Origin of the sequence: Microbacterium sp. 1262 (genome assembly GCF_040544895.1) — a bacterium.
In the GTDB taxonomy this organism is placed as follows: Bacteria; Actinomycetota; Actinomycetes; order Actinomycetales; family Microbacteriaceae; genus Microbacterium; species Microbacterium plantarum.
Window position 1 is genome coordinate 1921471 of the sequence record NZ_JBEPKU010000001.1, and the last position, 25726, is coordinate 1947196.

The following is a 25726-nucleotide window of genomic DNA, read 5'->3' on the forward strand; positions in this document are numbered from 1 at the left end:
CCGATCGGCCGGCAGCCGGTGGGTCAGGACCCCTCGACGCTCGGCTCCGGCGCCGGCCCCGCGCCCGCGGCTCGATCGCGACGCAGATCGCGCACGCGCTTCACGACGAACCAGACGATGAGCACCGCGACGACGACGATCACGATCAGCTGGAAGGTCTCGGCGTAGCGCTCGACGATGTGCCAATTCTCGCCGAGGAGGAAGCCAGCCATCACGAAGATCGAGTTCCAGATCAGGCTTCCCGCGGTGGTGAGCAGGCCGAACTTCCACCAGTGCATCCGCGCGACCCCGGCTGGGATCGAGATGAGGCTGCGGAACAGCGGCACCATCCGTCCGAAGAACACCGCGATCGAGCCGTGCTTCTCGAACCAGTGGACCGACCGCACGACGTCGTCGCCGGTCACCAGCGGCATCCGGTCGGCGATGCGGCGCAGCCGCTCCGCTCCCAGCCAGCGGCCGAGGAAGTACAGGATGTACGCGCCGAAGACCGACCCGAACGTGGTCCACAGGATCGCCTCGGCGAGCGTGAAGGATCCGCGTGAGGCCGCGAGCCCGGCCATCGGCAGGACGACCTCACTGGGGATCGGCGGGAACAGGTTGTCCATGCCGACCGCGATCGCCGCCCCCGCCGGCCCGATCGTGTCCATGAGCGAGACGGTCCAGTCGGCGAGCGTGGTCAGCCACGACCCGCCCTCGTCTGCGGAGGCCTCCGACGCGTGGGCGTAGGCGGTGCGGGTCATGACGGTCATCGGGGGCCTTCGCGCTCGGTGATCGGATGCCCGGCCGGGCCCCGCGCACAGCCTAGGACGGCAACGTCGGAGATTGCTGGACGCGTAGACTCTCCCCTCGTGAGTGAACGCGTTCTCGTCCAGCAGCTGCAGGCCCGCCCCGACGGCCCCGTTTCGGTGTCCGGATGGGTCGAGACCGTCCGCGATCAGAAGAAGGTGCAGTTCGTCATCCTCCGCGACGAGACCGGCGCCGTGCAGCTGGTCAACCCCGCGACGCGCCCGGCCGAGGACGGCAGCGAGCAGGATGCCGCGGCCCTCGCCCTCACCGAGCTGATCTCGAACCTCTCGACGGGCACGTTCCTCACCGTCACGGGCGAGCTCAAGCACGACGAGCGCGTCAAGCTCGGCGGCGTCGAGATCAAGATCGGCGCCCTCGACATCGCGGCCGCCGCCCTCCCCGAGACTCCCATCGCGGCCGACTCCGGTCTCGACAAGCGTATGGACTGGCGCTTCCTCGACCTGCGTCAGCGCCGCAACAACCTGATCTTCCGCGTGCAGACGACGCTCGAGCATGCGATGCGCACGTACTGGATCGAGCGCGACTACATCGAGATCCACTCCCCCAAGCTCATGGCCTCCGCTTCCGAGTCGGCCGCCGAGCTGTTCGAGGTGCCCTACTTCGAGGACAAGACGGCGTACCTCGCGCAGAGCCCGCAGTTCTTCAAGCAGATGGCGCAGTCGGCGGGCTTCGGCAAGATCTTCGAGATCGGCGACGTCTTCCGCGCCGACCCGTCGTTCACCTCGCGGCACGCGACCGAGTTCACCTCGATCGACGCCGAGATCAGCTGGATCGACTCGCACGAGGACGTCGCTGCGATGCAGGAAGAGCTGCTGCAGTTCGCCTTCCAGGCCGTCAAGGACAAGCACGGCGACGAGATCGCCGAACTGTTCGGTGTCGAGGTACAGGTTCCGCAGACCCCGTTCCCCCGCATCCCCCTGGCTGAGGCCCGTGAGATCGTCGCGGCACGCGGCTACGACATCCCGCGCACCGACGGCGACCTCGACCCCGAGGGCGAACGCCAGATCTCGGCGCACGTGCTCGAGACCTACGGTCACCAGTTCGTCTTCATCACCGACTATCACCCCGAGATCCGCGCTTTCTACCACATGCGCGACGAGGAGACCGGGCTGACCAAGTCGTACGACCTGCTCTTCAACGGCGTCGAGATCACGACCGGCGCGCAGCGCGAGCACCGCGTCGACGTTCTCATCGAGCAGGCGAAGGAGAAGGGTCTCGACCCCGAGCACCTCGACTTCTACCTCGACTTCTTCCGCTACGGCGCCCCGCCGCACGGCGGCTTCGGCATGGGCCTCGCGCGCGTGCTGATGCTGCTGCTCGGTGAATCGTCGATCCGCGAGGTCACGTACCTCTTCCGCGGGCCGACGCGCCTCGCCCCGTAACACAACACCCCACGCACCCGGCAAGCGCTCAGGCAGCGTCCGCCGCCGCCCGTATCGTGGCTTCTCCCGTGACGGAAGGAGTACGACGTATGTGGGACGGGTGGATGGAGTTCGCCATCGCGGTGCTGGTGGGTCTCGCGGTCGCCGTGGTGATCGCTGTGGTCGCTCATGTGGCGCTGAGCATCGCCGCGCGACGGCAACGCTGGCCGGAGGTGCTCGGCCGCCGCTCGCGCGCGCCGTTCCGTTCGCTGCTCGTCGCCATCGTCCTGTGGGCCGCCGTGCAGGCCGCCTTCCCCGACGAGCTCTGGCGGTCGGCCCTGAGCCAGCTGCTGACGATCGTCATCATCGCCGCGAGCGCCTGGCTGCTCGCCTCTCTCGTGCTGGTCGTCACCGACATCGCGCTCGGCCGTTACCGCATCGATGTGCCGGACAACCGCGTCGCCCGCCGTATCCGCACGCAGATGCTCATCGTGCGGCGTCTGGCCGTGGCGATCATCATTGTGATCGGCCTCGGCGCGGCCCTCCTGACCTTCGACTCGGTGCGGGCGGTGGGGGCGAGCGTCCTGGCCTCCGCGGGTATCGCGTCGGTGGTCGCGGGACTGGCCGCCCAATCGGTGCTCGCCAACGTCTTCGCGGGGCTGCAGATCGTCTTCAGCGACGCTCTGCGCGTCGACGACGTCGTCGTGGCCGACGGCGAATGGGGCCGCGTCGGAGAGATCACACTCAGCTACGTCGTGCTCGACCTGTGGGATGACCGCCGGCTCGTCCTCCCCTGCACCTACTTCACCACGACGCCGTTCGAGAACTGGACGCGGCGCGGCTCCGAGCTGCTGGGGGCCGTCGAGATGGATCTCGACTGGAACGTCTCGCCCGCCGCGATGCGCGCGCACCTGCACGACGTGCTCGAGAAGACCGACCTCTGGGATCGCCGGACGTCGGTGCTGCAGGTGACGGATGCCGTCGCCGGCTACGTCCGCGTGCGCATCCTGGTCACCGCGAAGGACGCTCCCACGCTGTTCGACCTCCGCTGCCTCGTGCGCGAAGCGATGGTCACGTGGGTGCAGCGCACGATGCCGCAGGCCGTTCCGGTTCAGCGGATCGTCATGTCGGATGCCACGGCCCCGGGGCACCACACCGACCACCCGATCACGCACGACCCCACCCCGACCAACGACGGGCTCTTCACCGGCAGTGCCGAGGCCGAACGACGGGCGAGCACGTTCACGAACGCGATCCCGGTGGTCATGACGGACGAGCTCGCCGAGCGCGATCGGCGGGACTGAGACCCCCTCGGGGCGAGCCGGTCGAGGCCGGGTGGCTCAGACCTCGAAGTCGACCGAGATGCGACTCGCGACGACGCCGCGGACGAAGGCGGCGACCTCCTGGTGAGCCGGGTGCACCTGGTACGCCTCGAGACCGGCGACATCGTCGAAGTCGGCGACGAGGGCGACGTCGCCGTTGACGTCGGCGTAAGCCGCGTTCGGCCCGATGCTCAGCGAACGGATCGACGGGACGACACCGACGAGACCCTGGATGCGGCGCGCCACCTCGGCGGCGTGCTCGGCCCGGGTCTCGGGGTCTTCGGCGGCGAGCTTCCAGGCGACGACGTGGCGAATGGTCATGCGGACTCCTCGGTCGGGGTCGGGGTTTCGTCGGTCAGCGCGGCGCGCAGCCGGTCGGCCGACACGCGCCAGTGCGCGTGGAGGCGGTCGTCGATCAGCACGACGGGGATCTTCTCCCACCACTGCTCGAAGAGCGCCGGGTCGTCGAAGATCGACCTCTCGACGACCTCGACGTCCGCTTCACCGGGCAGGTCGGCCACGACGGTGTCGACGATCTCGCGGGCGACGTCGCAGAGGTGGCAGCCGGGCTTGGAGATGAGCGTCAGCGTGGACATCGGTGGCGCGCCGCTGTCAGCGCTCGAGCTCGAAGCCGCGCGAGGCCCACTCGCCCGTGCCGCCGGTGACGTTCGTGGCGTCGTAGCCGCGTGCCTCGAGGGCGGCGACGACCTGGGCCGACCGTCCGCCGGCCTGGCAGATGACATCGAAGGCGCCGTCGGGCAGCTCGTCGATCCGCTCACCGAGCTGCGACATCGGGATGCTGATCGCGCCGGGGACCCGTCCCGCGGCGAACTCGTGATCCTCGCGGACGTCGATGAGGGGGATGTCGCGGCCCGCGCGGAGCTCGTCGATGGTGATGGATTTCATGCTCGTTCCTCCACGTCCAGCCTAGGCCGCGGCGCAGTGGGGCGGCCGCATCTGGAAAGCACGAAGCGCCCCTCGGCCGGAGCCGAATGGGGCGCTCAGTGACGTCGCCGCGACTTACTTCTTGTTGCGGCGCTGGTGGCGAGTCTTGCGAAGCAGCTTGCGGTGCTTCTTCTTCGCCATGCGCTTGCGGCGCTTCTTGATGACAGAACCCACGGAAAACCTCACTATGTCAGGGTCTGGACGCATCTCGTCTGCGTCCGGGAACAGGCACCTCGCGAAAAATGCCTCGGATCAGTCTAGCCGACGTCGGCGATCGGCCGTTGCACGGCGTCGCGAACGGCAGATTCGGGCACGCGATAGCTCCGACCGAAGCGGACAGCCGGCAGCTCGCCGGAATGCACGAGGCGATACACCGTCATCTTCGACACCCGCATGATCTCGGCCACCTCCGCAACGGTGAGGAAGCGCACATCGGGCAGCTCGGCCATCGTCATCCCTTTCCCCCGGATGCGAACACTCTAGGGGCGCGGCGCGACGCGTGTAAACCGGAGTGACACGTGTTGCGGACCGGGCACGGATCCCGCCGTGTCAGCGACCGGAGCGCTTGCCGAACACGCTCGTGACGGCGTGCTTGGCGGATGCCGCGGCCCGGCCGACGAGCTCGGCCGCAGCCACGGCCTGTTCGGGGAGGGCGGCGACGGGCTCGGCGTCGTAGGCCTCGGAGGACAGGAAAGGGACGAGCCAGTCGTCGACGACGTCGAGCGGCTCGGGCGACAGGCTGTAGTACCGGTGCTGCCCTTCCTCTCGGACCGTGACGAGCTCGGCACCCCGGAGGACCTTCAGATGCTTGGAGATCGTCGGCTGGCTCACCCCGAGCTCACTGACGATCTGCGAGACGCTCGTGCCGGACGAGCGGGGATCGGAGTCCCGATCGAGCAAGAGCCGCAGGATGTCCCGACGGGTACCGTCGGCGATCACGTCGAAGATGTCCGCCATGCCATCAGGTTAGTCGGCGCACGCGCCCGAGTACCATGACATCGGCACCGACCTACTGCGGCGCCGGGAGCAGCAGCTGCGATCGTGGGGAGGAACACGCATGGCGGACAGGTCCGTCGGCGCGATCGTCCTCCACCGCCTCGGTGGTTTCGGGCGCAGCGCCTGGGACGCCGGGCGTGATCTGGCGACCGCGTCGCCGTCTCGGTTCGCGGTGCTGATCTTCTCGACGCTGATCCTCGTCTTCACGACGCTGTTCTCCCTGCCGGCGGCATCCGCATCGGGCCGGGCGACCCCGTTCGCCGACGCACTGTTCACCGCGGTGTCGACGATCTGCGTCGCGGGGCTCGCGACCGTCGACATGGCCACGCACTGGTCGCCGTTCGGTCACGTCCTGATCTACATCGGCGTCAACGTGGGTGCGCTCGGCGTGCTGACCCTCGCGTCGATCCTCGGCCTCGTCATCTCCAAACGCCTCGGTCTGCGCGCGAAGCTCATCGCCGCCGGCGACAGCAATCCGATGCGCGCGCACGGCGGTCCCGTCAACGAAGGTCAGGCCGTCCGCCTCGGCGAGGTCGGCTTGCTGCTGCGGACCGTCGCGCTATCGACGCTCGTTATCGAGGCGGGGCTGGCGATCCTGCTGTATCCCTCGCTGCTGTTCGGCGGCGTCGATCCGCTCACCGCGCTGTGGGAGGCCCCGTACTACGCGGCGATGGCCTTCACCAACACCGGCTTCTCACCGAATGCCGAGGGCCTGCAGCCGTTCGCCCAGGACTACGTGATGCTCACCGTGCTCATGGCGGGGGTGTTCCTCGGCTCCATCGGCTTCCCGGTGATCTTCACGCTCTGGCGCCACCAGTGGCACGTGCGGGCGTGGTCGCTGCACGCGAAGCTCACGATCATCACCACGATCATCCTGTTCTTCACCGGCGCCGGAGTCTTCCTGCTCCTCGAGTACGACAATCCGGCGACCTTCGGGTCGATGGAGGCGTGGGACACCACGTTCCAGGCGTTCTTCATCTCGGCGATGACCCGGTCGGGCGGCTTCTCGATCATCGACATCGGCGAGATGCACGGCTCATCCCTCATCGTCGGATCGATGCTCATGTTCGTCGGCGGCGGCTCGGCCTCGACGGCGGGCGGCATCAAGGTCACCACCCTCGCGGTGCTCGCCCTCGCCGTGTGGTCCGAGGCGAAGGGGCGCCCGTCGGTGCAGGTGTTCCGCCGCCGCATCCCCAGCGACGTACAGCGCGTCGCGCTCTCGGTCGTCGCCTGGAGCGCCACGATCGTCGCGATCGGCACCGTCACGATCGCGCAGATCACCAAGGCCCCCGTCGACGAGGTGCTGTTCGACGTCATCTCCGGGTTCGCGACCGTCGGCCTGTCGACAGGCTTGACGGCCGAACTGCCCGACCCCGCGGTGTACGTCATGGCCCTCGTCATGTTCATGGGCCGCGTTGGTACAGTGACTCTCGCTGCAGCGGTGGCCGCGGCATCCCGTTCGCAGTTGTACGCCCTGCCCGTCGAAAGGCCGATCGTTGGTTGAGCAGATCCGAAGCGACGCTCCCGTCCTGGTCATCGGGCTGGGGCGCTTCGGCGCCGCCTGCGCGGGAGAGCTCGACCGCCTCGACCGCGAGGTGCTCGCGATCGACGACAACCTCGAGCTCGTCCAGAAGTGGTCGGAGCGCGTCACGCACGCTGTGCAGACCGACGCCCGCAACCTCGACGCGCTCAAGCAGATCGGTGCGCAGGACTTCCAGGTCGCCGTCGTCGCCGTCGGCTCGTCGATCGAGGCGTCGGTCCTCATCACCGCGAACCTCGTCGACCTGAAGGTCCCGCAGATCTGGGCGAAGGCGGTCTCGCAGTCGCACGGCAAGATCCTCGCCCGCGTCGGCGCCAACCACGTCGTGTACCCCGAGCGCGAGGCCGGCGAGCGCGTCGCGCACCTCGTGAGCGGGCGCATGCTCGACTTCATCCGTTTCGACGACGACTTCGTGCTCGCGAAGATGTACCCGCCGAAGTTCATCCGCGGCGTCGGCCTCAACGAGTCGGGCGTGCGGACGAAGTACCGCGTCACGGTCGTCGGTGTGAAGAGCCCCGGCAAGCCGTTCCGCTATGCCGAGGCCAACACCGTCGTGACCAACCACGACCTCATCATCGTCTCGGGCACCAACTCCGACATCGAGCGCTTCGCCTCCCTCGACCGCTGACCCGGTTTGGTCGCCGCGGTGTCGCGGTGTGCCGGGGTCAGGCGCCGGCGGCGAGCTCGCGGGCGCGGGCCAGCGCCGCGTCGGTCGCGCGGGCGAAGACGTCGTCGAGGCGGGCCTCCTGCAGCACGGCGATCGCCCGCTCGGTGGTGCCCTTCGGGCTCGTGACGCGTCGGCGCAGCTCCGCCGGGTCCTCCCCCGAGGAGTCCAGCAGGGCGGCCGCACCGATGAACGTCTGCTCGGCCATCACCCGCGCCTCGGGCTCGGCGAAGCCCTTGTCGATCGCGGCGCGGGTGAGCTCCTCGATCAGCAGGAAGACGTAGGCGGGGCCCGAGCCGGAGATCGTCGAGAGGGCGTCGATCTGCGCTTCCGGAACCTCGACGACGACGCCGCACGTCTCGAACAGCGCACGCACGGTCGCCCGGTGATCGTCGGATGCCGCGGGGCCGGCGGCCAGCCCGGTGACGGCCTTTCCGACGACGGCGGGGGTGTTGGGCATCGACCGGATGACTGCGACATCCGACCCCAGGATCCCGGCGAAGGTGTCGATCGTGACGCCCGCGGCGAGACTCACCACCACCACCCCCGGGCGCAGCACCGGCGCGATCTCGCGCAGCAGGTCGGGCACCATCGCGGGCTTGACGCCGATCAGGACCACATCGGCCGCGGCGGCGGCATCCGTGTTGCCCGTGGGAGTGTCGGCGAGCGCGACGCTCGTCACTCCCGGCAGGTCGGCGAGGGCGGCGGCCTTCTCGGCGGTGCGGTTGGTGACGGTCACTCCCCCGGCCGCGGCGCCCGAGGCCACGAGCCCCGACAGCACCGCACCCCCCATCGAACCGGCTCCGAGGATGGCGATCGGGGGCAGGGCGACGAGGTCGGGCATGCGGCCATCTTAAGTCCGGCCGTTTCCCAGCGGAGGGAACGGGCGCGAGGTAGAGTCGAAGCGTCCGCGGGCGCGGAGGCGCTCGCCGCGCAGAGCAGAGCGAAGGATCCCGCCATGCCCCTCTTCGACGGCATCACGCCACGCACCATCGAGACGTCGCGCCTGGCGGTGAACATCCTCGAACGCGCTGCAGACGACCCCGAGACGCCGGCCGACCGCACGCTCGTGCTGCTTCACACGGCTCCCGGGTCGAGCCTGTTCTGGCACGAGATCATCGAAGACCTGCCGAGCGACGTCCGCCCGATCGCCATCGACCTCCGTGGCTTCGGCGACACCGAACGGCTTCCCGTCGACGCGACCCGCGGCGTCCGCGACTTCTCGGACGACGTGCGGGCGACGCTCGAGGCTCTGGGCCTCGATGCCGTGCACCTCGTGGGCTGGGGCCTGGGTGCCGCGGTCGCGATGCAGTACGCCCTCGATCACCGGGTGCTCTCGCTGAGCCTGCTCTCGCCCGTGTCGCCGTACGGCTTCGGCGGTACCCGACTCGACGGCACGCGCCTGACCGACGATGACGCCGGATGCGGCGCGGGCGCCGTCAGCCCGGCCCTCGTCGACCGCCTCACGGCTCGCGACGCGGGCGACGACGAGGGCACCGCCCGTTCGTTCTTCCGCACGTCGTTCGTCTCGCCCGACTACGAGTCCGACAACGAGGACACGTGGGTCGAGGCGATGCTCACGACCTCGACGGCCGAGGGCAACTACCCCGGCGACAGTGTTCCGAGCGAGAACTGGCCCGGTTTCGCCGCGGGCCGGCTCGGCGTTCAGAACGCCCTCGCCCCGGGACACTTCGACGTCTCGTCGATCGTGGACCTGGCGGCCGGTTACGACGCTCCCCCGATCCTGTGGGTACGGGGCGGCGCCGACGTCATCGTCGCCGACGGCTCGTTCGCCGACAGCGGTCACCTCGGCGAGATCGGCGCGATCCCCGGCTGGCCCGGCGTGGAGGCCGCACCGGCTCAGCAGATGGTCGCGCAGACCCGTGCCGTGTTCGAACGGTACCGCGAGGCGGGCGGTCAGGTGACCGAGGTGGTCATCGAGGGCGTCGGGCACGCCGTGCACCTCGAGCGCCCGGGCAAGGTGCGCACCGCGATCCTGTCGACGATGGGCTACCTGGGAACGCCCATCTCGCCGGCGCCCCCGACCGAGGCGATCATCCTCAGCTCCTGGGACTGACCGGACCCGTCATCGTTGCTGCGCGAAGAACGTGCGCAGCAGCGCCGACGACTCCGCGGAGCGCACGCCCGCGACGACCTCCGCCCGCACGGGCAACCGACGGTCGCGCACGAGGTCGTACTGCGACCCGGCGGCTCCGGCTTTGTCGTCCCACGCCCCGAAGACGAGTCGTGAGACGTGCGCCTGGAGCATCGCGCCCGCGCACATGATGCAGGGCTCGAGCGTCACGGTGAGGGTGCACCCCGACAGGTTCCACGACCCGGTCGCGACCGCCGCCGCGCGCAGCGCGACCACCTCGGCATGAGCGGTCGGGTCGCCGGTCTCCTCGCGGAGATTCCGGCCCTCGCCGATCACCGTGCCCGCGGCATCCGTCACGACCGCGCCCACGGGGATGTCGCCGGCCGCCGCAGCCGCCTCTGCGAGCTCGAGGGCGCGCGCCATGCTGCGGATGTCGCCAGCGGATGCCGTGAGGGTCACCGCACCAGCGTAGAGCCGAGGACACACGGGCCGTCCGCGTAGGATCATCACATGCGTGTTCACGTCGCCGACCACCCCCTCATCACCCATAAGCTCTCGGTCCTGCGCGACAAGAACACCACGTCGCCGGTGTTCCGCCAGCTCACCGAAGAGCTCGTCACCCTGCTCGCGTATGAGGCCACGCGCAACGTCCGCACCGAGCAGGTGGAGATCGAGACCCCGGTGACCCGGACGACCGGTCTGGCGATCGCGAAGCCGCGTCCCCTCGTGGTGCCGATCCTGCGGGCCGGGCTGGGCATGCTCGAAGGCATGACCAAGCTCCTCCCCACGGCCGAGGTGGGCTTCCTGGGCATGGCACGCAACGAGGTCACGTTCGAGCCGACCACCTACGCGGAGCGCCTGCCCGACGACCTGAGCGACCGCCAGTGCTTCGTGCTCGACCCGATGCTCGCCACGGGCGGGTCGCTGGGGGCCGCAATCGACTTCATCTTCAAGCGCGGCGCGCAGGACGTCACCGCGATCTGCATCCTCGGTGCTCCCGAGGGCCTTGCTGCGATCGAGAAGCAGGTCGGCGACCGCGACGTGACCCTCGTCCTCGGCTCGCTCGACGAGCGTCTCGACGAGCGTGGCTACATCGTGCCCGGTCTCGGCGACGCCGGCGACCGCCTCTACGGCACCGTCGACTGACCCGCGCCCGCACCTGAACCCCACCCGGGGCATCGAGCGCACCTCCGCGAATGAGGCGCAGTTCAAGCTGCGCCTGTCGGTGGGAAGTGCGCTCGATAAGAGCGACCAGCGCGCTTCAGACCGCCCCGACGAGGCGAGCGAACGCGCTCATCCGCGCGACGCCCTCGGGCGTGCGCGGCAGATCGTCGAGGATGCCGGTGCCGTAGACGATGTACGCCGTGTGCTGAGCACGTGAGACGGCGACGTTGAGGCGGTTCTGCAGCAGCAGGAACTCCAGTCCCCGCGGTGCGTCGCGACCCGAGGATGCCGCGAGCGACACGATCGCCACCGCCGCCTCCTGACCCTGGAAGCGGTCGACCGTTCCCACCGGCACCTCGGCGTAGCCCGCTGCGGCGAGCGCTTCTTCTACGAGCACCTGCTGCGCGTTGTACGGCGTGACCACGATGATGTCGCGCTGTTCGAGCGGACGCGGTGCGAGCGCGGCGTCGGGCAGCCACGCGCGGCCGAGGAGATCGCCGACCAGGCGTACGACGACCTCGGCCTCTTCGGGAGAGGCGGTGGCGTTGCGCCGATGCGGGACGGGCACCGGCACGACGCCCGGGGCCACGCCCTCGAGCAGCCGATCGGCCGTCGACGCGTGCGCGGCGAGACGTCCGTCATAGGCCAGCACGGAGACCGGTTCGGCGACCTCCGGCCGCATCCGCCGGGTCTCGGCCAGGAAGAACCCGCGGTCGGCGGGGATGACGTGCGCGCCGTCCATGATCCAGCCGAGAGCCGACGTGTCGACCGGCTCGGGGTGCGTACCCTGGCTGACCTGCGGCAGCTGCTGCGGGTCGCCCAGGAGGAGGAGGCGGGATGCCGCGACCGAGACCGCGATCGTCGAGGCGAGCGAGAACTGGCCTGCCTCGTCGATCACGAGCAGATCGAGGCTGCCGCGCGGGATGCGACCCGCGTGGGTGAGGTCCCACGCTGTGCCGCCGATGACGTAGCCATCCGGACGGGTCGCGGTGAAGTCCGCCACGCCGTTCTTCGGGATGACGGTGAAGGCCTCGTCACCGGTCGGCTCGCCCTTCACCGCCTTGGCGATCTTCTCGCGGGGCACACCCGCCGCCGCGATGCGATCGAGCATGTTCTCGACGACGGCGTGCGACTGCGCGACGACACCGACGCGGTAGCCGCGTTCACCGACCAGACGCGCGACGACGTGCGACCCGACGTAGGTCTTGCCCGTCCCCGGCGGGCCCTGGACGGCGAGATAGCTGCGGTCGAGGTCGACGATGGCGCGCGAGATATCGGCAACCGGGTCCGATCCATCGCTCGGCAACCCGCCCGAAAGCGTCCGCGGCGGCCGGCGCAGCAGGAGATCGGTCGCGGGGTCGGCGGGCAGCTCGGGCGCTGCGGCGATCACGCCGTCGGCCCACGTGTCGATCGCCGCCTGCTGGCTGCCCGCGGGAGGCGGGGCTGCCGGGGTCAGCGCGATCGGCAGCTCCGACCACATGTACGCCCCCGCAGCGAGCTCCTCGACGATCGCGCCGTCGTCGAGGACCTCGACGACCCGGACGCGCCGGTCGGCGTGGATGAAGCGCGGCCGCGGTTCGGTCGGGAACGGCGCGGGCGACTCGTAGATCGCGAAGGGGGACGAATCGACGCTCAGCCGCGTGCCCGGCGCGACCTCGCCGCGGAGCTCGAGGATGCGCCGGTCGGTCCGGGCGCCCTCGGGGCGATGCCAGTCCTCGAGCACGCGGCTGCGCTCCGCCGCGACGGCGACGACATCACGGGTGTCCTCCCACATCGAGAGCGGTTCGCGCAGACGGAGGAAGTGGGTGGCCCAGAACGACTTCGCCTCGCGCGGGTAATAGTCGATCGCTGCCGCGCCGAGCCGGAGTGCAACCGCGGCCGGCGCTTCGACGCCCGCGGGGTCGTCGGCGGCCGCGGCATCCGCGAGCCGTGAGAGCGCGGTCGCTCGCGGCGACGGCTCGTAGGCGCGCTCTTCGGGCTCGACGTCTGCCGACGGCCGCAGCTGCGCTTCTCGCGCCCGATCGACGAGCCAGTCGCGCAGGCGCCGAGTGGAGACGCAGTCGTAACGGTTGTAGTCGGCGAGGTCGGCGAGGATCGCAGCGGCTCCGTCGGCGTCACCGGACTCGGCGAGTGCCCGCGCCTCGACGTAGCGGACGATCGAGTCGTCGCCCTTCTGGACATCGCTCGTCCGGACCTCGGCGCCCATGTACAACGGTTCGAGCTTCTTGATCGAGTACGACCGCGACCCCACGCGCAACGCGCGGCGGACGATCGGGTACAGGTCGACGAAGACGCCGTCACGTAGCAGCCGGTCGACCTCGGCCTCGCCGACGCCGTACCTCGCGGCCATCGCGAGAAGGTGCGTCGGCTCGTACGGTGCGTAGTGGTAGATGTGCATCGCCGGGTGCGCGGCGCGGTGCACGGCGACGAAGTCGAGGAAGGTCTGGAACGCCGCCTTCTCCTCGTCGAACGTGTGAGCCCACAGCGCGGAGTACTGCTCGCGCAGGTCGACCCACCCGAACAAGTAGTCGATGCCCCAGTGGCGACCCGGCCCTTCGGTGTAGAGCGGGTCGCCCTCGAAGTCGAAGAACAGGTCGCCGAGATCGGGCCGGGGAAGCGCGCCGAGCGCCTGGGGGAAGACGACCTCGAAGGTCGGCAGGGCCGCAGCGCTCGGGGAGTTATCGGGGTCGCCGTCGACCGCGGCCGTGACGCCTCCCGCCGGGCTCTCGAGTTGCAGCCGCGCCTGGGTGCGGAGCCCGGTGAACGTGTCCCACGACATCCGCGCGGGCGCTTCACGTGCCGCGGCGAGCTCGTCGATCGTGGTGACTCCGGCGGCCCGCAGACGCTCGCGCTGGATCGGCCGCATCCCCGCGACGAGCAGGAGATCTCGCGCGGCCACGACCTCGAGGTCGCAGGTCGCGCAGCGTCCGCAGGCCGCGATCCGCAGGTCGCCACGGTCGTCGCCCCACGCGATGGGCTCACCTGCCGCGCCCGTAGCGACATCACGATCGGCGATGAGCGAGCGCAGACGCTCGCGACGCAGGACGAACACCGGCGCGATGTCGGCCCGGGCGTGCCGCGACACCGTCCCGTCGCCGAGCAGCAGCTCGACGTGATCGGCCACGCGGGCGCCCTCGCGATCGAGCTGGACGGCATACGCCTCGAGCTGCATCAGCGCGGTGACGCGGGCGTGACGCGCGAGCTTGGTGTCCTGCACGATCCACCGGCCGTCGTCGTCGCGCAGCAGGAAGTCGGCGAACCCGACGAAGTCGGTGTCGGAGAACGCGGCCTGGTAGATCACTCGCGCGTCCGATGCGAGGGCCTCGCGCGTGAACGCGACAGCCTGTGCCAGGCCCGCGGCATCCGATGACCGTGTCTCGGGAATCTCGGTCACGCGGTCACCGAACTCGGCGCGGTACGCCGCGAGCTGGCGCTCTTCGTGCCGGTCGCCGAGACGTCCGGCCCGCTCGAGCGTCGGGTCGTCGGGCTCGTCGACCGCCGCGACGCGTCCGAGCTTGGCGTCGATCGCGCGCAGCCAGGCGAACTCGCACTCGGCCGCGGCCTTGAGGTCGCTCGCGCTCCAGACGACCCGGCCTTCGTCCTCGATGTATCGCATGATCCCCTTCCGTTCAATGACCCTAACCGCGGGGTGCGACACCGCCGACGCCGGTGCCAGACTGAGGAGGGTGAACGAGTCGCTCCCCTTCGCCAGCGCGTACGCCCACGGCTTCGCGCGGATCGCCGCCTGCACCATTCCGGTGGCCATCGCCGATCCCGCCGCCAACGCCGAGGCCGTGCTCGCCGAGGCGCACGCGTGCGACGCCGACTCCGTCGCGGTCGCCGTGTTCCCCGAGCTCTGCCTCACCGGGTACGCCATCGAGGACCTCGTGCTGCAGGACGCCGTGCTGGATGCCGTCGACGCGGCGATCGAGCGCATCGTCGAAGCATCCGTCGATCTCATGCCGGTGCTGGTGGTCGGTGCCCCGCTCCGCCACCGCAGCCGCCTGTACAACTGCGCCGTCGTCATTCATCGCGGCGAGATCCTCGGTGTCGCGCCGAAGGCCCACCTGCCCACCTACCGCGAGTTCTACGAGCGTCGCTGGTACGCCGCGGGTGAGGAGTGGGACGGCGAAGGCATCCGCATCGGCTCGCACGAGACCGTGTTCGGGACCAACCTCCTCTTCGACGTCCGCGACGTGCCCGGGCTCGTGCTGCACGCCGAGGTGTGCGAGGACATGTGGGTACCGGTGCCGCCCTCGTCGCGTGCGGCTCTCGCGGGAGCGACGGTGCTCGTGAACCTCTCGGGCTCGCCGATCACGATCGGCCGGGCCGACGACCGCCGCACGCTGGTGCAGTCGCAGTCGCTGCGATGCCTCGCCGTCTACGCCTACGCCGCGGCGGGTCTCGGCGAATCGACCAACGACGTCTCGTGGGACGGCCAGACCATGATCTACGAGGGCGGTTCGCTCCTCGCCGAGACCGAGCGCTTCCCCGACGGGCCGCGGCGCAGCGTTGCCGACGTCGACCTCGACCGGGTGCGCCAGGACCGGTACCGGCAGGGCACCTTCGACGACAACCGCCGCACGACGGCGACCGACTTCCTCACCGTCGAGACGTTCCTGCACCCGCCCGCCGAGGACATCGGCCTGCGGCGCACCCTCGACCGCTTCCCGTTCGTCCCGGACGACCCGGCACGTCTCGACCAGGACTGCTACGAGGCGTTCAACATCCAGGTGTCCGGACTCGAGCAGCGGATGCGCGCGATCGGCGGCCCCCGCCCCGTCATCGGCGTCTCGGGCGGACTCGACTCCACCCATGCGCTGCTCGTCGTCGCCCGCGCGATGGACCGCATGGGGCGACCGCGCAGCGACATCCTCGCCTACACGATGCCCGGCTTCGCCACGAGCGACCACACGAAGTCGAACGCCGTCGCCCTCGCCGAGGCGATCGGCGCGACGATCGAGACGATCGACATCCGCCCCGCCGCGAACGAACTCCTGCGCGGCATCGGACACCCCTACGCCTCCGGCGAGCCGGTGTACGACGTGACGTTCGAGAACGTCCAGGCCGGTGTGCGGACCGACTTCCTGTTCCGGCTCGCGAACCGCCTGAACGGCATCGTCATCGGCACCTCCGACCTCTCGGAGCTCGCGCTCGGCTGGGCCACCTACGGCGTCGGCGACCACATGAGCCACTACGCGGTCAACGTCGGCGTTCCGAAGACCCTCATGCAGCACCTCATCCGGTGGGTCATCGCGCATCGCGAGGGCACGGGCACCGACCTGTCCGACGAGGCCGTCGCCGTGCTGCAGTCGGTCCTCGACACCGAGATCAGCCCCGAGCTCGTGCCCGCCGGCGAAGACGGCAAGGTGCAGTCCACGGAATCGACGATCGGGCCCTACGCCCTGCACGACTTCGCGCTGCACCACGTCCTGCGCTACGGGTTCCGCCCGTCGAAGATCGCCTTCCTCGCTCAGCACGCGTGGTCGGATGCGGATGCCGGCGACTGGCCGGTCGGCTTCCCCCGCGACAGCCGGTACGCGTATGACCTCGCCGAGATCACCCAGTGGCTGCAGGTGTTCATCAAGCGGTTCTTCGGCTTCGCGCAGTTCAAGCGCAGCGCCATCCCGAACGGGCCCAAGGTCGCCGCGGCGGGCTCGCTGTCGCCGCGAGGCGATTGGCGCGCGCCGTCGGACGGCAACCCCGAGGCGTGGCTCGCCGAACTCCGTCGGGCGCTGCCCGATCTCGTCGACTGACCGGCCTGACCGGGAGGACCCGGGTCAGGCTGTCGGCAGGGTGCCGGAGGCCAGGGTGATGAGCCACCCGTCGCGCGAGATGTCGACGAGCGTGTACTTCATGTTGCGATCGGGGATCCAGCCGCGGTGCCGGCCCGGGTCGAGCCGGACCTGCTCCGGCGCGACGCGGACACCGCGACCGTCGGCCTCGAGCACCGCCTGCACGTGAACCCAGTGGTCGACCAGGTCGAGTGTGTCGGTGCCCGCGAACAGCCGCGAATGCTTGCGCATCCGGGCCAGGTCGGCCGGCTCGGGGTGCGCGTCGCGGATGTCGATCCCGAGCGGCAGTCCCGGGTCGCTGACCGCGACGACCGTCGCCGCGCGGAAGCTGGCCGTCGTGATCGCCAGCGGCACCTCGACTCCGTCGCGTGAGGCGACGAGGCGCGTGTGATACCCGAAACCGCGCGGCGCCTCGCGTTCGATCCGCACGTCCTTCTCGTCGCAGCCGAGCGCCTGTGCGACGAGCTCGCGCGCGATCATGCGCCGCCGGTGGTGCACCGTGATCGCCGGGTCCCAGCCGAGCCGGGCCGTGATGCCCGCGGGCGTATCGAGAAGTACCGTCTGCATGTCGTCGCTCCCGCCTCTGGATGGTCTGACCTCAGTTCGAGTCTAACGATCACGCCTGCCCGCACCAGGGTGTGCCGCCGGGTCAATCCGGCCTCCTGGCCGCTCGCGCTTCCGGTCGACGCGACCTCGCCTAGGCTGGCGGGATGAGCCTCGACAACGGCGACGACAAGCGACCGTCCTCCGCCCGCATCGCGATCTGGGTCGTGGTGGGCGGCATCGGCGCCTACCTGCTGATCTCCGGCATCCTCGGCATCATCGCTCGGGGCGGTGCATGACCGTGCGACGCCTCCTGGTCGTCGCCCACCGCGACGAGCTGACCGGCTTCCCCGCCGACATCCCGGGGTTCGACATCCTGCTGACCGGCCCGGGCAAGCTGCTCGCCGCGCATGAGCTGACCCGCGCTCTCGATCGCACCGTGTACGACGAGATCGTCGTCGTCGGGACGGCGGGGGCGGTGGCCGGCGCTCTCGGACCCGGCATCTACGAGGTCGGCGACGCCGTTCAGCACGACGTGTTCGATCTGGCCGGCGTTCGCGGGCGACACCTCTCGATGCCCGAGCGCGTCGAGGCCGGGGGCGCCGGGGTGCGCATCGCGACGGGTGACGTCTTCGTCGACGATGCCGAGGCGGTCGCCCTCATCCAGTCACTCGGCGCCCAGCTGGTCGACATGGAGACGTACGTCTACATCTGGGTCGCGCAGCGCTTCGGCATCCCCATCCGGGTGCTCAAAGCGGTGTCGGATGATGCCCAGGACGGCGCGACGACCGGGTGGGATGAGGCCGTGGCCGCGTGCAGCCGGGCTTTGTACGCGCGGATCCGCGCCGACTACGGCGTCTGATCGCTGCTGCGTGCGAACAGCCGGCGTAGCAGCAGGAACACGACGAGGGCGACGACCGCGACGAGCCCGAGCTTGACCGCGAACACGGCCAGGCGCAGCACGATGTCGACGATCACCCACGCGACGAAGATCGCGGCGATCACTCCGACGACGGTCCAGAAAGTCCTCACGACGCCAGCCTAGTCGCGCTCGCTGAGCGCCTCCTGCCGGATGATGCTCGGGCCCTCGCGCGTCGCCTCGACGACGATCTGTGCGGCGAGCTGCTCCTTCATGCCCTCGACGTGACTGATGACGCCGACGGTCCGGCCGCCCGCGCGCAGCTCGTCGAGAGTGCGCATCGCAAGCTCGAGGGTCTCGGGATCGAGCGACCCGAAGCCCTCATCGACGAAGAGCGTGTCGAGACGGATGCCGCCGGCACGACCGGTGACGACCTCGGCGAGACCGAGCGCGAGGGCGAGGGAGGCGAGGAAGGTCTCTCCTCCCGACAGCGATTGCGGCGAGCGGAGACGGCCGGTGTGCGCGTCGAGCACCTCGAGCCCGAGTCCGGATGCTGCGCCACGGGCCTGCAGCGCGTCGCTGTGGTGGAGGGTGTAGCGACCCGACGACATGTCGCGCAGGCGCAGATTGGCGGCCGCGACGATCTCTTCGAGCTCGGCCGCGAGCACGAAGGTCTCGAGATCCATCTTCCGGGTGTTGGGCGCACGGCCGGCGACGGTGTCGGCGAGGCGGGTCACCGTCGCCGTCCGCTCGGCGAGACCGGCCACCGCGACGAACGCGTCGTCGATGCGCAGGAGGAGGTCGCGCATCGTCTCGGCGGCGTTGACGGCATCGCGGTGCGCCGCGATCGCCGCACTCCGCGCGCGGTCTCCGCTGGCGACCGCCTCCGCAGCAGCGTCGAGATCGGGCCGCTCGTCGGGCAGCCCCGCGGCGGCGAGTTCGAGCTCGAGCAGGCGGGCGCGCGTGGCCGCGACGTCCGCGGCGTGCTCGGCGACGCGCCGCGTGAGGGCGGTTCGCTCGTTCTCAGGGAGCAGCGCCTCGCGCACCTCGCCGACGTCCGCGAACACCGATGCTTCGATCCGCTGCGCCCGGTCGTTCGCCGCATCACTCGCGGTCGCCTCGCTGTGGGCGAGCGCCCGCCGGCTCTCGAGCACCGCGCGCGCGAGGTCACGCCGCTCGGTCGCCGCCGCGATGCGCTCCGCGACCGTCGCGAACGGACCCCGCGCGTCGGCCACCTCCCTCTCCAGGCGCGCGAGCGTCGTCGTCGCGACGGCGGAGCGCTCGCGCGCATCGGCCAGGGCGGCCGCGAGGCGAGAGCGTTCCTCGGTGGCCTCCGCGTCGAGACGGTCGAGCACGTCGCGCTTCTCGGTGAGAGCGATGACTCGCTCTGCGGCGCGTTCGGAGGATGCCAGCTCGTCCCGGGCCTGAGCGAGCAGGTCCGCGAGCTCGTCGCTCCCGCGTGCGCCCGCGCGCGCTGTCGCGGCGGCGAGCTCTGCGCGCAGCAGGGCGGCGCGCTCGCCCGCGTCGCGGGCCTCGGCGGCGGCGGCATCCCGCGCCGACTCCGCGTCGGCCAGATCGTCGTCCGTCACACCGTCGTCCGCCGGGGGTGCGGGATGCGGGTGATCGAGCGCCCCGCAGACCGGGCAGGCCTCGCCCTCGGTGAGTTCGGCGGCGAGCTCTCCCGCGCGACCGGCCACCCGTCGCCGCAGCAGGTCGGTGACGGCGGCGGCTGCCGCCTCCGCGTCACCGCTCGCCCGCAGGTAACGCTCCTCGGCCTCGCCGAGCTTGCCAGCAAGGCGTCCCGCGTCGTCGGCGGCCTCGGCCCGGGCGGTGAGATCACTCACTCGCACGCGCTGCTCGTCGACGCGCGCCGCCGCGAGCGTCTCTGCCGCGAGCTCGGCCGCGACGCGTTCGCGCTCCGCGGGCAGAAGGGCATGCTGCTCGTCGAGCAGCGTCGCCTGTTCTTGAAGGAGGGCGATCTCGGCCGCAGTCGCGTCTCGGGCGTCGGTGGCGTCCGTCAGCTCGTGCTCACGGGCGAGCGCGTCGGTCCAGCGCGCGATGTCGCCGGTCAGGGTCTCGACCAGAGCGGAGATGTCGTCGTCGGCGGCTCCGCCCGCTGCGGTCCAGCGCGTCTCGGCCCGCTCCACCATCGCGCGGGCCTGCCCCGCCGCTTCGCCCGACCGGTCGGCCTGCTCCAGTGTCGCGCGGAGCGCTTCGGCGGCGCGCGCACGCTCGAGTCGGCGTTCAGCCGCAGCTACCTCATCGGCGACCGCGTCGAGGTCGTCCAGACGTCGCCGCGCCGCGGCGAGGTCATCGAGCACCCGCACCCGCTCGACGAGCTCGGCATGCGCCGCCACGAGAGCGGCCTGCCGTGACTCCGCCTGCTGGCGGAGTTCGTCGGCCTGCTCCACGCGATAATCGGCGCGACGGTGTGCTCGCTCGACGACATCGCGTCGACCGGCGAGGTCGAGCGGCGCCGCCTCGTCCGTCGCGCCGTCGTCGCCGATGGCGCTGCTCTGCTGCGTCATCGCGGCCTCGGCCAGCTCGAGAAGCGTCCGCACCTGATCACCGGCGGCGTCGAGCTCGCGCTGCGCGGCGCGGCGACGCTCCTCGAGGTCGTCCTTGTACTGCTCGAACCGCTTCGTGCCGAACAGGGTGCGCAGCAGCTGCTGCCGCTCGTCGTTGCGGGCGAGGAGGAATCGCGAGAACTTGTTCTGCGCCAGCAGGATCACCTGCTGGAACTGCTGCGCGTTCAGCCCCAGCACCTCGTCGAGCAGCAGGGCGACCTCGCGGGGTTTCGCCGCCCGGCCCACCCACTCACCGTCGACGTGCTGCTCGAGCTCGGCGCGCGCGATCTCGGTCGTGAGCTTGTCGCCGCGCTTCGCGGGCCGCTCGTACTCCGGCGCTCGGGTCACGCGCCAGCGCTGCCCGCCGACGGTGAACTCCAGCCGCACCTCGGTGGGGTCGCCCAGGAAGCTGTGGTCGCTGCGAAGACGCCGCTCACCGTTGTCGTAACGCGGCACCGAGCCGTAGAGCGCGAAGCTCACCCCGTCGAGGATGCTCGACTTGCCCGCGCCGGTCCGCCCCGAGATGAGGAAGACGCCGTCGCGATCGAAGGCGTCGAAGTCGACGGTCTGCTTCTCGCGGAACGGACCGAAGCCGGTCAGCTCCAGGCGATGGAGCTTCACGCCATCGCCTCCACGCGGATCCGCTCGTCGAGGACGTCGGCCAGCAGCTCGCGCTCGCGCTCGTCGGCCCCAGCCCCCTCTCGGACGTGCACGAGGAACGCTTCGACGAGCTCGGCGTCGCTGCGCGCGGCGCGCACGCGGTCGACGTAGGTGCGCGCGTCGCTCGGCGCGGCATCCGCCGGGGCGTGCACCACCTTCGCGCAGAACGGGAAGCGTTCCTGCAGACGACGCATCGGATCGCGCTCGGGCAGCGTGTCGGTGTACTCGACGCAGACCCACGCATCGGCGTGCTGCTCGTGCGCGGGATCGGCGAGAACGTCGGCCAGCGGCCCGCGGAGGGTGACCACCCGACGCGGGACCGGCAGCTCGAGCCACCGCGCATCCGCGAAGCCGTCGGCGTCGAGATCGACCAGCCACGAGCCCCGGGGCTTCTCACCCTCGCCGAAGCTGTAGTGGAGCGGCGCACCCGCGTAGCGGACGGCGGGGGCGAGCTGCTGGCGTCCGTGGATGTGCCCCAGCGCCATGTAGTCGACGCCCGCGAAAGCAGACAGCGGCACGACGTCGAGACCGCCCTGCTGGATGTCTCGCTCGAGGTGCGGCGTCGGCTCGACACCCGCGGCGAAGCAGTGGGCGATCGCGACGGACCGCCCGCCCCGCATCGCCAGGTCGTCGCGCACGAGCCCCATCGCGCGATCGATCACGGCCGCCTGCGACCGCGCCTCGGGCCACAGGTGTCGCAGCAGTGCCGGCTCGAGGTACGGGATGCCGTAGAAGTGCACGGGCCCGTCGGCATCCGTGATCGTGATCGGAGTGCCCACCGCGGCCGGGTCGGTGAGGACGTGGATGCCCTCGCGCAGCAGGCCCGCCTGAAAGCCCAGGCGCGCGGCCGAATCATGGTTGCCGCTCGTGACGATGAGGCGCGCGCCGGTGTCGGCGATACCTTGCAGCGTGTCGGAGAGGAGGGCGTAGCAGCCCGCCGCCGGCGCGGCCGAGTCGAACACGTCGCCCGCCACGACGACGACGTCGACCTCGTGCTCGCGGACCTGAGCCGTGAGCTCCTCGAGCACGCCGCGAAGCGCATCGAGCGTCGAATGACCGTGGAAGGTCCGCCCGATGTGCCAGTCGGAGGTGTGGAGGATCCGCATGCCGACCAGGGTAGGAGCAGGCTCGGACATCGCCGGGGTGCCCCGCGGGGAAGCAGCCAGACTCAGGCCTGACGGGCTCGCCTGCGCCGCGAGGAAAGGTCGGCGACGCCGAGCACGAGCGCGAGCGCGAGGAACAGGCCCACCGAGACCATCCCCAGCGCATAGGCGTCGTGGTAGACATCGATCCGCGGTGTCGACCCGCCGCCGAGCCGGTTCACCGTCGAGTAGAACAGCGACAGCGCGACGGCGGTTCCGACGGCGGTTCCGATCCGCTGCACGAGCTGACCGACCGAGCCTGCGAGACCGCCCTGCTTCACGGGTATGTCGGCGAGGGTGAGGGTCTGGTTCGGCGAGATGACGAGGCCACCGCCGAAGCCCCCCACGGTCAGGACTCCCGCCATCGCGAACTCCACGATCCCGGGCGGCACGAAGTACGCGACGAGGGCGAGAGCGACCACGGCCGAGAGCATGATGACGAGGCCGCCGACGACGAGCGGGCGCCCGACGCGCGTCACGATCCGGCCGCCGACATACGAGGCCGCGGCGCTCGCGACGGCGAATCCGATCGAGACCATCCCCGCGAAGACGGGCTCGAGGCCGACGCCCAGCTGCAGGAAGAGGGTCGTCAACAGGAACATCGCCGGCAGCGCCATGAAATAGACCGCCTGGATGAGAGTGCCGTTGCGGTACGACGAGATGGCGAAGAGCTGCAGCGGAATGAGCGGATGCTTGCCGGATGCTGCATAGCGTCGCTCCCACCACACGAAGAGGGCGGCGAAGACGCCGAAGGCGACGAGCGACCACCAGCGCTGCGGATCATCGCCCGGCGCACCGGTCGTGAGGAGGAAGGGCACCATGAGGGCGATGACGACGAACGCGAAGAGCAGGAGACCGACGGGATCCAGCTGCAGCCGCGCCGGCCGGGATTCGCGCGTCTTCGGAAGGAGCCAGACGACCCCGGCGAGTACGGCGAGGGTCAGCGGGACGTTCATCCAGAAGATGTAGCGCCAGCCGTCGTCGGCGCCGCCCAGCGCGATCATGAGGCCTCCGAGCGTGGGGCCGAAGGCCGTCGAGATGCCGATCGTGGCACCGAACAGCCCGAATGCCTTGCCGCGCTCGGCCCCCTGGAACATCTCCTGGGCCAGTCCGATCACCTGCGGCATCTGGATGCCGGCGGCGACGCCCTGCACCAGCCGTGCGGCCAAAAGCACCTCCGTGTTCGGAGCGAGCGCGCACGCGATACTCGTCACGGTGAACAGCGAGAGTCCGATCACGAACAGCGCGCGTCGCGAGCGCTGGTCGCCGATACGTCCGGCGGGAACGAGCGTGAGCCCGAAGGTGAGGACGTAACCCGACACGATGAGCTGGAGCTCGGTCGAGCCCGCACCGAACGCCTGCTCGATCGAGGGCAGCGCGACGTTGACCTTCGTCAGGTCGAGGATCGTCAGCGCCGCGACGGCCACGCAGACCCAGAAGGCCCGCCACCGCTGGTGCACCGACAGCGGGATGCTCGCCGTGTCACTCATCGTGGGTCAGGGTATGCCCGCATGAGCGCGGCAGGCCCGCCCTTGCACTCTCGGGCCGAGCGTCGTACAGGGCACCGCCTCGACACGACGAATGCCCCGGGGTCCCACCCGGGGCATTCGTACCGTCGTCCGTCAGTCGGCGGCGAGGTCGTCGACGATTCGCGCGATCTCGTCGTCGCCGACACTCAGGCCGACCTCCGAGACGCGCTGACGCACGTACTTCTCGACCGTCGCGCGGTTCTCGCCCGGGAGATCAGCCCGCAGCTGCGCGACGAGCCCGTCGAGGCGCTCCTGCTCGGTCGTGTCGTGCATCGACAGCGCGGGGCCGTCCTGCACGCCCGGGGGCGAGACCGGGGTGTCCTCCTTCGGAGGCGTCACGTCGCCGCCGGTGCCCGCAGTGGTCGACCGCGTGCCGCCGCGGCCGGTCTCGGGCGCGTCCTGCGTCGCGGAGTCAGAGACGCTCGAATCGATCTCGTCGGCCTGACCGCTCATCGCTGCTCCTCCTCGTCTGCCTGCTCGTCGGTGACGAGGTCGGGGTCCAGGCCCTGCTGGATCTCGGCGCTCTCGACGAAACCGTCGGGGCTGTCGCCATCGGGCATCGGGACGTCGGCGGGGCTGTCCGCGTCGCGCACGGCGTCGTCCTCGGCCTCGCTCGCGGCGAGCGACGTGGCACCGGCGCCGTCAGGATCGACGACACCCTCGGGTAGATCGCGGTTCATGACTGTCTCCTTCGATCGATCGCCCCAGTCTGGCCCCGGCGTCCTCTCGTGAGCACCGTCTTGACAGCCGCGCGGCAGGAGACGTATCTGCGGCTTCGCGGGTCAGCGCCGCGGCTGCAGAATCCCCGCGCGATCGGGGTGCGCCTCGAACCAGTCGGCGACGTACCAGCAGACCGGGCTGATCGTCCGGTCACCGAGCGCCTCGATGTCGGCGACGGCGCGCTCGACGACCTCCGCCGCATAGCCGTGCCCGCGGAACGTCGGAATCGTGTACGCGCGGGTGAGTGCGACCGTGCGCCCGTCGTCGCGGTAGTCGAGCACGCTGACGAGGTCGTCTCCCCGGTGCAGCGTGTAGCGGGAGGCATCCCTCTCATGCGTGAAGGTCAGATCGCTCATGCGCCCACGCTACGCCCGGCCGGTGGCAGCGAGGCGAGCCAGGCGTCGATCTCCGAGCGATCGCGCAGCCGCACGATGCGCTCCCCCGCGGCGATGCGCCCGAGCATGCGCTCGCGCGTGACGGGATGGTTGGTCCACGCGAACCGGATGATGTTCCGCTCCGGATGCCATCGGAAGAGATTGCCCGCGCGCTCGCGGTTGCCGTGCCAGAGCTCCTCGCGCCGCACCACGCGGCGCAGCGTGCGTCCGACGACCTGACGCATCACGCGTCGGCGCGGCAGGTCGAGCCACACGACCGTGTCGGCGCCGTCCGGCGAACCCGGGTCGAGCAGGTCGCCCAGGCGCGACGTCCAGTTCCCGTCCGCGACCCACCCGTCCGGATGCTGCCGCACGAACTCCCGGACCCGGGCCCGGGCCTCGTCGAGATCGCGCATCCGCCAGCCGGCATCCCAGAAGACGGCGTCGAGCTCGAGCCGCGGCAGCCCGGTCCGCGCCGAGACGCGGTCCGCGAGCACGCTCTTCCCCGAGCCGGAGGTGCCGACGATCCGGATCCGCGTAGCCACGATCGTGCACCGTAGCGAGGATTGAGCAATCTGTCACATTCCGTCATCGAAGGACGCGCGGCGCTGGTGTGTTTGACACATCCGGACACGGATCGTCA

The 25726-nt window shown here is 70.7% G+C and carries 28 protein-coding genes; 9 read left to right on the forward strand and 19 right to left on the reverse strand.

The annotated features are described in order from the left end of the window. Window positions 1-23: 23 nt before the first annotated feature. Complete coding sequence (locus tag ABIC53_RS09185) at window positions 24-749, reverse strand: DedA family protein (RefSeq protein ID WP_112616707.1); 726 nt, start codon at window positions 747-749, stop codon at window positions 24-26. Window positions 750-848: 99 nt separating this feature from the next. On the opposite strand from ABIC53_RS09185, the gene aspS reads away from it, so the two are divergent. Both aspS and ABIC53_RS09195 read left to right on the forward strand, forming a co-directional pair. Next, window positions 849-2189, forward strand: a complete 1341-nt coding sequence (gene aspS / locus ABIC53_RS09190; RefSeq protein ID WP_064956100.1) for an aspartate--tRNA(Asn) ligase — start codon at window positions 849-851, stop codon at window positions 2187-2189. 104 nt (window positions 2190-2293) lie between these two features. After that, on the forward strand, window positions 2294-3472 hold the full coding sequence (locus tag ABIC53_RS09195) for a mechanosensitive ion channel family protein (protein ID WP_354451225.1): 1179 nt from the start codon (window positions 2294-2296) through the stop codon (window positions 3470-3472). Between the two features lie 36 nt (window positions 3473-3508). On the opposite strand, the gene ABIC53_RS09200 is transcribed toward ABIC53_RS09195, so the two are convergent. From ABIC53_RS09200 to ABIC53_RS09225, 6 genes are all read right to left on the reverse strand, one after another. Continuing rightward, window positions 3509-3811 (reverse strand): Dabb family protein, encoded by a 303-nt coding sequence (locus tag ABIC53_RS09200; RefSeq protein WP_112616703.1) that lies wholly within the window; start codon window positions 3809-3811, stop codon window positions 3509-3511. Then, window positions 3808-4086: a glutaredoxin family protein gene (locus ABIC53_RS09205; protein WP_274178459.1), complete on the reverse strand. Its 279-nt coding sequence runs from the start codon at window positions 4084-4086 to the stop codon at window positions 3808-3810. The genes ABIC53_RS09200 and ABIC53_RS09205 overlap by 4 nt, the downstream gene beginning before the upstream one ends. A 16-nt stretch (window positions 4087-4102) precedes the next feature. Next, complete coding sequence (locus tag ABIC53_RS09210; RefSeq protein ID WP_269267353.1) at window positions 4103-4396, reverse strand: rhodanese-like domain-containing protein; 294 nt, start codon at window positions 4394-4396, stop codon at window positions 4103-4105. Between the two features lie 114 nt (window positions 4397-4510). After that, on the reverse strand, window positions 4511-4609 hold the full coding sequence (locus ABIC53_RS09215; RefSeq protein WP_003792170.1) for a 30S ribosomal protein bS22: 99 nt from the start codon (window positions 4607-4609) through the stop codon (window positions 4511-4513). Between the two features lie 83 nt (window positions 4610-4692). Continuing rightward, window positions 4693-4884, reverse strand: a complete 192-nt coding sequence (locus ABIC53_RS09220; protein ID WP_094262527.1) for a helix-turn-helix domain-containing protein — start codon at window positions 4882-4884, stop codon at window positions 4693-4695. 100 nt (window positions 4885-4984) lie between these two features. Continuing rightward, window positions 4985-5392, reverse strand: a complete 408-nt coding sequence (locus ABIC53_RS09225) for an ArsR/SmtB family transcription factor (protein WP_023952229.1) — start codon at window positions 5390-5392, stop codon at window positions 4985-4987. A 100-nt stretch (window positions 5393-5492) separates the two neighbouring features. Here ABIC53_RS09225 and ABIC53_RS09230 point away from each other — a divergent pair, with 100 nt between their 5' ends. Beyond that, window positions 5493-6935: a TrkH family potassium uptake protein gene (locus ABIC53_RS09230; protein ID WP_112616695.1), complete on the forward strand. Its 1443-nt coding sequence runs from the start codon at window positions 5493-5495 to the stop codon at window positions 6933-6935. Beyond that, entirely contained in the window at window positions 6928-7599 is a 672-nt protein-coding gene (locus ABIC53_RS09235) for a potassium channel family protein (RefSeq protein ID WP_023952231.1), read from the forward strand. Before ABIC53_RS09230 ends, ABIC53_RS09235 begins: the two co-directional genes overlap by 8 nt. Before the next feature lie 37 nt (window positions 7600-7636). Here the strand turns inward: ABIC53_RS09235 and proC are convergent, their stop codons facing one another. Continuing rightward, window positions 7637-8479 (reverse strand): pyrroline-5-carboxylate reductase, encoded by an 843-nt coding sequence (gene proC / locus ABIC53_RS09240; RefSeq protein WP_274178457.1) that lies wholly within the window; start codon window positions 8477-8479, stop codon window positions 7637-7639. Between the two features lie 114 nt (window positions 8480-8593). Here proC and ABIC53_RS09245 point away from each other — a divergent pair, with 114 nt between their 5' ends. Then, on the forward strand, window positions 8594-9712 hold the full coding sequence (locus ABIC53_RS09245) for an alpha/beta fold hydrolase (RefSeq protein ID WP_274178456.1): 1119 nt from the start codon (window positions 8594-8596) through the stop codon (window positions 9710-9712). A 9-nt stretch (window positions 9713-9721) separates the two neighbouring features. On the opposite strand, the gene ABIC53_RS09250 is transcribed toward ABIC53_RS09245, so the two are convergent. Further along, entirely contained in the window at window positions 9722-10153 is a 432-nt protein-coding gene (locus ABIC53_RS09250) for a nucleoside deaminase (protein ID WP_274178546.1), read from the reverse strand. 87 nt (window positions 10154-10240) lie between these two features. On the opposite strand from ABIC53_RS09250, the gene upp reads away from it, so the two are divergent. After that, on the forward strand, window positions 10241-10876 hold the full coding sequence (gene upp, locus ABIC53_RS09255) for a uracil phosphoribosyltransferase (protein ID WP_023952235.1): 636 nt from the start codon (window positions 10241-10243) through the stop codon (window positions 10874-10876). Window positions 10877-10991: 115 nt separating this feature from the next. On the opposite strand, the gene ABIC53_RS09260 is transcribed toward upp, so the two are convergent. Then, window positions 10992-14510: a TM0106 family RecB-like putative nuclease gene (locus tag ABIC53_RS09260; protein ID WP_354451231.1), complete on the reverse strand. Its 3519-nt coding sequence runs from the start codon at window positions 14508-14510 to the stop codon at window positions 10992-10994. Window positions 14511-14580: 70 nt separating this feature from the next. Here ABIC53_RS09260 and ABIC53_RS09265 point away from each other — a divergent pair, with 70 nt between their 5' ends. Next, window positions 14581-16650 (forward strand): NAD(+) synthase, encoded by a 2070-nt coding sequence (locus ABIC53_RS09265; RefSeq protein ID WP_274178454.1) that lies wholly within the window; start codon window positions 14581-14583, stop codon window positions 16648-16650. 24 nt (window positions 16651-16674) lie between these two features. On the opposite strand, the gene ABIC53_RS09270 is transcribed toward ABIC53_RS09265, so the two are convergent. After that, window positions 16675-17256: a hypothetical protein gene (locus tag ABIC53_RS09270; RefSeq protein WP_282502134.1), complete on the reverse strand. Its 582-nt coding sequence runs from the start codon at window positions 17254-17256 to the stop codon at window positions 16675-16677. Window positions 17257-17399: 143 nt separating this feature from the next. Between ABIC53_RS09270 and ABIC53_RS09275 the strand changes: the two genes are divergently transcribed. Together ABIC53_RS09275 and ABIC53_RS09280 are read left to right on the forward strand one after the other, a co-directional pair. Continuing rightward, the gene (locus ABIC53_RS09275; RefSeq protein WP_258524632.1) at window positions 17400-17531 is read left to right on the forward strand and encodes a hypothetical protein; all 132 of its coding nucleotides are present in this window, start codon (window positions 17400-17402) and stop codon (window positions 17529-17531) included. After that, the gene (locus ABIC53_RS09280) at window positions 17528-18094 is read left to right on the forward strand and encodes a phosphorylase family protein (RefSeq protein WP_354451234.1); all 567 of its coding nucleotides are present in this window, start codon (window positions 17528-17530) and stop codon (window positions 18092-18094) included. The genes ABIC53_RS09275 and ABIC53_RS09280 overlap by 4 nt, the downstream gene beginning before the upstream one ends. Here the strand turns inward: ABIC53_RS09280 and ABIC53_RS09285 are convergent. The 8 genes from ABIC53_RS09285 to ABIC53_RS09320 all read right to left on the reverse strand — a co-directional run bounded on the left by ABIC53_RS09285 (window position 18082) and on the right by ABIC53_RS09320 (window position 25628). After that, on the reverse strand, window positions 18082-18264 hold the full coding sequence (locus ABIC53_RS09285; protein WP_023952247.1) for a hypothetical protein: 183 nt from the start codon (window positions 18262-18264) through the stop codon (window positions 18082-18084). The two genes, ABIC53_RS09280 and ABIC53_RS09285, sit on opposite strands and share 13 nt — an antisense overlap. A 9-nt stretch (window positions 18265-18273) precedes the next feature. After that, window positions 18274-21279 (reverse strand): AAA family ATPase, encoded by a 3006-nt coding sequence (locus tag ABIC53_RS09290; RefSeq protein WP_354451236.1) that lies wholly within the window; start codon window positions 21277-21279, stop codon window positions 18274-18276. Further along, entirely contained in the window at window positions 21276-22424 is a 1149-nt protein-coding gene (locus tag ABIC53_RS09295; protein WP_274178451.1) for an exonuclease SbcCD subunit D, read from the reverse strand. The genes ABIC53_RS09290 and ABIC53_RS09295 overlap by 4 nt, the downstream gene beginning before the upstream one ends. A 62-nt stretch (window positions 22425-22486) precedes the next feature. Beyond that, window positions 22487-23950: an MFS transporter gene (locus ABIC53_RS09300; protein ID WP_274178450.1), complete on the reverse strand. Its 1464-nt coding sequence runs from the start codon at window positions 23948-23950 to the stop codon at window positions 22487-22489. 132 nt (window positions 23951-24082) lie between these two features. Then, window positions 24083-24442: a hypothetical protein gene (locus ABIC53_RS09305; RefSeq protein ID WP_258524631.1), complete on the reverse strand. Its 360-nt coding sequence runs from the start codon at window positions 24440-24442 to the stop codon at window positions 24083-24085. Beyond that, window positions 24439-24669 (reverse strand): hypothetical protein, encoded by a 231-nt coding sequence (locus tag ABIC53_RS09310; protein ID WP_064956107.1) that lies wholly within the window; start codon window positions 24667-24669, stop codon window positions 24439-24441. The genes ABIC53_RS09305 and ABIC53_RS09310 overlap by 4 nt, the downstream gene beginning before the upstream one ends. Window positions 24670-24771: 102 nt before the next feature. Continuing rightward, the gene (locus tag ABIC53_RS09315) at window positions 24772-25065 is read right to left on the reverse strand and encodes a GNAT family N-acetyltransferase (protein ID WP_112616677.1); all 294 of its coding nucleotides are present in this window, start codon (window positions 25063-25065) and stop codon (window positions 24772-24774) included. Continuing rightward, window positions 25062-25628: a P-loop NTPase family protein gene (locus tag ABIC53_RS09320; RefSeq protein WP_274178449.1), complete on the reverse strand. Its 567-nt coding sequence runs from the start codon at window positions 25626-25628 to the stop codon at window positions 25062-25064. Before ABIC53_RS09320 ends, ABIC53_RS09315 begins: the two co-directional genes overlap by 4 nt. Window positions 25629-25726: the final 98 nt, after the last annotated feature.